Source organism: Holdemanella sp. MSK.7.32, assembly GCF_024460475.1.
GTDB lineage: Bacteria > Bacillota_I > Bacilli_A > Erysipelotrichales > Erysipelotrichaceae > Holdemanella.
The window spans coordinates 1-6,896 of record NZ_JANFYN010000072.1 but is presented as its reverse complement, the minus strand read 5'-3'; the positions used below and the strand labels follow the sequence as shown (position 1 = coordinate 6,896).

Annotated in this window: 6 protein-coding genes and 2 pseudogenes; 3 read left to right on the top strand and 5 right to left on the bottom strand. The window is 33.5% G+C overall.

All coding sequences use genetic code 11. The features are described 5' to 3' along the window. Positions 1-158: 158 nt before the first annotated feature. From agaD to NE544_RS11375, 5 genes are all read right to left on the bottom strand, one after another. Positions 159-956 carry a PTS galactosamine transporter subunit IID gene (gene agaD / locus NE544_RS11395; RefSeq protein ID WP_118116099.1) on the bottom strand — a complete coding sequence of 266 codons (798 nt, stop codon included), beginning with the start codon at positions 954-956 and terminating at the stop codon, positions 159-161. Then, positions 943-1,752: a PTS galactosamine transporter subunit IIC gene (gene agaC / locus NE544_RS11390; protein WP_256269421.1), complete on the bottom strand. Its 810-nt coding sequence runs from the start codon at positions 1,750-1,752 to the stop codon at positions 943-945. Before agaC ends, agaD begins: the two co-directional genes overlap by 14 nt. Before the next feature lie 22 nt (positions 1,753-1,774). Further along, on the bottom strand, positions 1,775-2,239 hold the full coding sequence (agaB, locus tag NE544_RS11385; protein WP_118011839.1) for a PTS galactosamine transporter subunit IIB: 465 nt from the start codon (positions 2,237-2,239) through the stop codon (positions 1,775-1,777). A 73-nt stretch (positions 2,240-2,312) separates the two neighbouring features. After that, complete coding sequence (locus NE544_RS11380) at positions 2,313-5,030, bottom strand: sigma 54-interacting transcriptional regulator (protein WP_256269420.1); 2,718 nt, start codon at positions 5,028-5,030, stop codon at positions 2,313-2,315. After that, entirely contained in the window at positions 5,027-5,608 is a 582-nt protein-coding gene (locus tag NE544_RS11375; protein WP_256269419.1) for a PTS sugar transporter subunit IIB, read from the bottom strand. The genes NE544_RS11380 and NE544_RS11375 overlap by 4 nt, the downstream gene beginning before the upstream one ends. Here NE544_RS11375 and NE544_RS12355 point away from each other — a divergent pair. From NE544_RS12355 to NE544_RS11365, 3 genes and pseudogenes are all read left to right on the top strand, one after another. Continuing rightward, a pseudogene (locus tag NE544_RS12355) lies at positions 5,607-6,050 on the top strand (hypothetical protein); the annotation flags it as partial. The gene NE544_RS11375 and the pseudogene NE544_RS12355 sit on opposite strands and share 2 nt — an antisense overlap. 20 nt (positions 6,051-6,070) lie before the next feature. Continuing rightward, positions 6,071-6,193 (top strand): annotated as a pseudogene (locus NE544_RS12350) (hypothetical protein); the annotation flags it as partial. 117 nt (positions 6,194-6,310) lie between these two features. Further along, complete coding sequence (locus NE544_RS11365; RefSeq protein ID WP_256269417.1) at positions 6,311-6,799, top strand: hypothetical protein; 489 nt, start codon at positions 6,311-6,313, stop codon at positions 6,797-6,799. Positions 6,800-6,896: the final 97 nt, after the last annotated feature.

Here is a 6,896-nt window from a genome sequence, read left to right as displayed (position 1 = left end):
TCCTTGCCGGATATTTAGAAACAAACGACTACTCAAAAGCCTTTATCAACGGTTTATGTTGTGGTAGTGCAAGTGCCTTCCAAGTAGGTCTTGCGACTAAAGAAGATGTAGAAAACATAAAGAAAACTCTTAGCGAAAACTAAGAGTTTTTTTCTTTATTATAGTAATCCAATAGCTGATGCTACAATTGACAATACGATGATTGCTACGATCAATACGATTGGACTCACTTGTTTTTTCTTTAACAACCAGAAGCACAATAATGTTACACACATTGGCAAGAAGTTAGGGAAAATTTTATCAAAAAATTCTGTTTGTACTGCAACTTTGATTCCACCATCTACTTCGATGACTGGCAACAAGTTAATGGATACATAAGAAGCAATCAAAGCTCCAATTACCGTAATACCTAAGATAGTTGCTGCATTGGCAATTGTATCAGAGTTTTCAGTAATAATATCAATTGATTTTGTACCTAAGTTATATCCTAAATGTGTCCACACAATACGTAAGATCCAAATTGCTAAATATACTAAGAAGAAAATGATTGGTCCAAGAATTGATCCTTGAGAAGCAAATGAACAAGAAATTCCGGCAACGATTGGTAAAATTGTAAACCAGAAAATCGCATCTCCAATACCAGCGATTGGTCCGAATAATGCTAATTTCAAACCTTTAATAGTATCGTGATCTGCACCACCTTCTTCTAATGACATCATCAATCCCATTAAGAATCCAACTAAGTTAGGGTGTGTATTAATGAATTCCAAGTTATCTGTCATTGCTAATGACAACGCTTCTTTATCGTCTCCATGAATCTTTTTCAATACCGGTAACATTGACCATAAGAACCCACAAGCTTGCATACGTTCATAGTTAAATGAAGCTTGTAAGAATGAAGAACGAATACCTAGCATGGTAATATCGTGTTTAGTTAATTTTTTAGATTCCGACATTATCGTCACCTCCAAAGCTGTCAATTGAAGCATTTTGTAAAGCTTCTTCTATATCTTGTTTGCGTTGTTTTGCACCAAAGAAATCAATTAATGCGAAAACTGTACCTAACAAAGCAACTGGCAATAAGTTAGGCATATCGCAGAAACTTGCCATTAAGAAACCAGCAATAAAGTATGGTGTGTATTGTGCTTTCATCATTACACGTAACAACATACCAAATCCAACGGCTGGTAAAATACCACCAGCAACTTCTAAACCGTGAGTAATGACTTCTGGTAAAGAATTAACAAACATCTTCATTGGTTCTTGGGCAACATATGTACACAAGAAAGCTACAACACCATAAGAAATAGAAACGATTGCCATTGTCGTTAAGTTAATTTTCGCAATCGCACCCGTATCTGCTTCAGAAGCAGCCTTGTCTGCTTTTCCCATGAAGAATGAAAAAGCTGAATAATAGAACAAAATTAAATATTGTCCTAAGAATGAGAATGGTAAACATAAGCCAAGAGCAGCTGATGGTTGACAACCTGTAGTATACGCCAACACAGTTCCCATCAACCCGGCAAATACAGGGTTAGGTGGCTGAGTTCCTCCGGCAGGAGTTAATCCCGCAAAGGCAAGTTCAATCAAAGCACCAACCTTTAATCCTAAAACAACATCACCTAAAATGATACCTGTAAATGTAGATACCATTAAAGGTCTAAACACGAAGAAGGCTTCCAAGAAGAAATCAAGACCAACAATAATTGTCATGATTGCTAAAAGGATACCTTGCATTAATGTAATCTGCATAATATCTCTCCTCTACTAATTTCTAAATTTCTGTTTTTACGTCTCCAGGAACGTCCTGAATATATACATGTACACCTTTTGAAGAAATGTATTTCAAATCTTCCATATCTTGGTCGTCCACATATACCTTTTTAGTTAACTGATGTTTTCCTTCTGAAAAGTGCATGTTGCCAACATTTACTTCTTTAATAGGAACACCCTTATCAATTAGAGTTCTTACATCCTGTGGTGTTTTTGCGACAATAAATATTTTCTGATTCGGTGCTGCACGACCAATTATCGCAGCTGTTTTCTCAAGTGAGAAAAAACGAATTCCTACACCAGATGATTTTGCAGTAACACTCATAAGTTGCTGCTGAATCTTGTCTTGGCTAGCTTCATCGTTCGCAACAAGAAGAAGATTAGCTCCAATTGTCTTTGTCCATGTAACTCCTACTTGTCCATGAACCAATCGATTATCGATTCTTGTTAAAAGTATATTCGGCATATATATCAGCCTCCTCTCACTCTTTTAATAGCAAAAAGCGTGCCAACTATTGTCGAACACGCTTTTCATTGATTTATTCATCAAAATTAAAATAATTCAGTAAATATCGAATTTCAGGAATTGGAATTTCGACACTATATCTATATTCTACGCCACTAAAAATATCCTTTATACTCTCAATCAAATCCGGATATTTCTTCGCAAAATCCTCCATTCCTTCTGATTCCGCAATTCCTTGACGTAAAATTAACCTTTCAATCAAACAACTCAAATGCACATACACGCCCACTTTTGTCGTAATATCCAGTGAACATTTAAATAATTTTTCTAATTCAGATACAATTTCTTCCACATCCTCCATAACTTTTTGAGGATTTAATATTGTTAAATGATTTACAATATTATCCAAAGTAAAGTTCTTGGCAATATTTTCATTAAACATTCTAAGTTCATCATCCGATAAATATTTTCCAATCAATTCATGCAAATAATGGACCTCATCATTTGTCACAATATTTTCCATCGGCATATATTTAACACCAGGAACCTTCGGATCCAATGTACCAATCAACATTTTCACATCATATTCTGAAAATATATTATCCTCTATACCATGTGTAACTAACGATTGATAATCATAAGGAATAATTTCTAAAGGTATTGATTTAGGTAAAGAATTTTTTAACAATTCGCCAATTTTCTTTGCTGAACCAAATCCCGTAGCACAGACTGTCAATATAGCCTCTGTCTTCTGTTTACTTTCAATAAATTGATAACTCATCTCATAATTTTCTTTGATGGTTTTAATAATTTGACGAGCTTGCATATGCTGCTTCATCAAGTTACCCACTTCTAAAGCAGAAGCTGTAGAAACATTATTTATTATTCCAATATTACAATCAGATAAAGGGTTTATTCTTTCATAAATATCTTCTAAACTTCCCATATCTACCATAAGCATCAACTCTTTTACAGGTGCTTTTCGCCTCAAATAGTCATCCACCATCAAACACATCTTATCGATAGAAATTTGTACTTCCATGTCCATTCCATCAAACACATGCTGATTCAAAATATGATTTACCGTATCCGCTATACTTGATGCCGTTGAATATCCGTGACAAAGAATCAATCCTACCGTTCCATTATGTTCAATCTTGTCATCGTTTGCGACCGTCAAAGTAATCACGACCTGCATAAATTCATCCATTTGAATATCTAGATTCAGAGCAATATTTTCAATAATTTCCTGAGCAATACTGTAGGCTCTAGGAAATTGTCGTCGAACTTGCGTTGAAAATGCCATAATTGAATCATAATTTGAAGCAATCCAAATCTTGGTATCCGTTATATCTTTACCATACTCCATAAATAATTTAGAATACATTTTGATCTTACTATTTGGCACTACAAACGCATATTTATTCATCACGATTGAATAGATCTTATCCACAATTTTCAATAAATATACTTCGTTCGTTGTTCCCAACGTGTATTTTTGTTTAAAGAACAAATAATCAATAAAATTTTGAATCAATACTTTACTTTGATCAACAACCTTAGAAAAATCCTCTTCCCCTTCAAATGCATTCAATAATTTCGCATAAAATTGTAATAAAGGAATGACCGGCTTTAACTCTCCTTTTAAATCATGTATCGAAAATAAAGTCTCATTATCTCGTGAATGCGTCTTTAACTGCATTGATTTGATTGTTTCAAAAAAATAGGATGGAAGATCCAACAAATGAATCTGTAAAGTATCAGAGGACTGATTCAACAATCCCTTTGCACAAGTCGCCTTAATGGTGTTTTTTAGTTCACCAATATTTCCCTTAAACTCATAATCAAGAAAAGTTGAATAAGCTAAATTTGAAATATACATATCTTTTCCTAGCTTTGACTCTTCCTCTTCAAGTAAGCGATAAATCAACTCTCTTTTTTCTAATAATGGACGATCCTTTAATGAAGGAACACTCACTGTGATTGGAATTCTTCGAAGCAATGTCTTTAACAAGGCATTCTGAGGATTTTCTGTTGTCGCAAAAATCAAGCGACACTTTGACTTATACCAATTATCATTATCCCCTACTTTATGATAAATCCCCTTATCCATGAATTGAAACAACTTTTCCTGGCATTCCGCCTTTAAGCAATGAACCTCATCCAAAAAAAGTACACCACCATTCGCAAGACTGATTAATCCATCCTGATCTTCTTCAGCTGAAGTATAGGCTCCTTTTACATGTCCAAAAAGGTTAGAAGTTAATAATTCTGGGTTATTCGCATATTCTGAGCAGTTTACGGAAACAAAGCGTGAATTTGATTCAATCACACCTTGATGCAAGGCATAGTCGTACATCGTATTTGCCAACAAAGTCTTACCTGTTCCGGTGGGACCATAAATCATGATAGGTAAGCCATTATCCGGATAACACATGGCTGCTTTACATTGTTCAACAATCGATGATAAAGAACCATTGTATCCAATCAATTGATCAAAATCATGTTCCTTTTGTGCCTTCAATACATCAAAAGACGCAAATTCATTTCCAATAAAACGGACATTCCATTTCTTGATCAATGCTGATTTATCAAAGAAATATACGGGACGTGAATTCACCTTTACAATAGATTCGTCTTTTAATCCTTCATTTAAATATTGTGAAACTGTATTTCGACTCAAATTCAAAGAAGTTGCTAAATCATTCGCCGTAAATATTTCATTTTCCTCAATATTATTTTCTAAAGTACGCTGCTTAATTTCCTCGTACACCAGTTGTTTACTCGTCATTTTCTCACCTTTTTCAATCGTTCAAAATCAATTTTATCTATAATTTCATCTAAAGTGCCAGGTACATCTTGATAATAAAAATGAAATCCCTGATCTATTAATTCATTAATCTCATCTACATCCACTTCGGATACATACATTTTCTTATTAAAGGGTACTCTTCCTCTTCCATAATGAATATTACCTATATTCACAGTTTGTGGAGTTAATCCATTTTTAAACATTTCATAAACCGTTTGAATATCTCTTACAACCACAAATAATCTTTGATTGCTTTCATTATGTCGCAAGACCTGCATGAAGTCCGCAATCGAATAAAAACGAATATCCACATTGCTAGCTTTCGCAATTGTCTTCATCATTTTTTGTGAAAATACATTGATAGCCGTCTCATCATCTACCACTACAATTGTATCTATGTTCAACGCATTGACCCAAGTTACCCCAACTTGACCATGAACCAACCGATTATCAACACGAATCAATTCTATTTTTGCACGCATATCAATATCCGTCCTTTCATTACTATTATCTTTAATTCTATCAACTTTTTCAAAAGAATGATATAGTGTATCCATGAAGCAAAATATCACAATCAAACCAGAACTTAAAATTAAACAATCCTTTAATTCACAAAAGGAACAAAGTCTTAAAATCCTTTCTTATAATACAAAAGACTTAAAAGAATACTTATGCAAGCAAGCACAGACAAACCCATTTCTAACATATACTGCTGACGCAGATGCATTCCTTGAGTATGATCATTCTACACAAAGTTTATATGACAAAATTGAAGCTGAACTTAAAAGTACAAACCAAACAATACCTGAAGATTTATACCAATATTTAATTAGCCTTTTAGATTCAAATGGTTACTTCAAAACATCTCCATCTATCTCTTCCTATTCTGAAATGCAAGTTCAAAAAGCTATCTATATTCTTCAAAGAACAGAGCCACACGGATGTTTTTGTAGAAATTTAAAGGAATCATTAAAAGTACAATGTGAACTTAGTGAAAATCCAGCCAGTGAACAGGAACTATTTTATGTGATTTTCTTGAAGAGCTTGCATCCCACAATTATGATAAAATTATACAAGAAACTGATCTTACACCTGATGAGCTTGAAGAAGGATTTCATTTCATTCAAACCCTTAACCCTAAGCCTGCGGCAAACTATTCTACAGATGCGCCCGTCTTACAAGCAGAAATCAAAGTTATATATGATGATAAATTTCATTTTGAATGGATCAACCAAAACTATTCAATTCAATTTGATGATATGAATCATCTTACTAAAGATTTAAGAAAACTAAGAAACGAGGCTAAGCAACTGCTTAATACAGTTCAAAAAAGAAACATGACACTACTACAAATCATGGATACACTATGTCATATTCAAAAAGATTTCTTCATTTCAAATAGTCTATTGAATTATTGTACTCTAGAAATGGTAGCCAAAGAATGTGGATTACATGCCTCTACTATATCGAGAGCTATCAATCAAAAAGGTTTTGAATTCAACAATAAATATTATCCAATCAAATATTTATTCTGTCACACAGGATTTAAAGAAATCACATCCGAACAAATCAAACAAAGAATTAAATATTTAATTCAATTGGAAGACAAAACAAAACCATTCAGTGATGAAAGTATCAAGAAAGCATTAGCTAAAGAAAATATCCATATTTCTAGAAGAACCATCACAAAATATCGTGAACAGTTACTAATTCCATGCGCATCAAATAGAAAGTATAAACAAAATTAAGTGGTTAAAGCCCCTTTAGGCTTTAACCACTTTTTTTTAAAAGACTATATAAAAATAGTTGGGGTCTAGATACGCTATAAGATTACATAGGGTAATG

Bases quoted from the DNA above. Each gene is read 5' to 3' on its own strand.
- agaD (WP_118116099.1), bottom strand. From the start codon at position 956: ATGTCGGAATCTAAAAAATTAACTAAACACGATATTACCATGCTAGGT.
- agaC (WP_256269421.1), bottom strand. From the start codon at position 1,752: ATGCAGATTACATTAATGCAAGGTATCCTTTTAGCAATCATGACAATT.
- agaB (WP_118011839.1), bottom strand. From the start codon at position 2,239: ATGCCGAATATACTTTTAACAAGAATCGATAATCGATTGGTTCATGGA.
- NE544_RS11380 (WP_256269420.1), bottom strand. From the start codon at position 5,030: ATGACGAGTAAACAACTGGTGTACGAGGAAATTAAGCAGCGTACTTTA.
- NE544_RS11375 (WP_256269419.1), bottom strand. From the start codon at position 5,608: ATGGATACACTATATCATTCTTTTGAAAAAGTTGATAGAATTAAAGAT.
- NE544_RS11365 (WP_256269417.1), top strand. From the start codon at position 6,311: ATGAATCATCTTACTAAAGATTTAAGAAAACTAAGAAACGAGGCTAAG.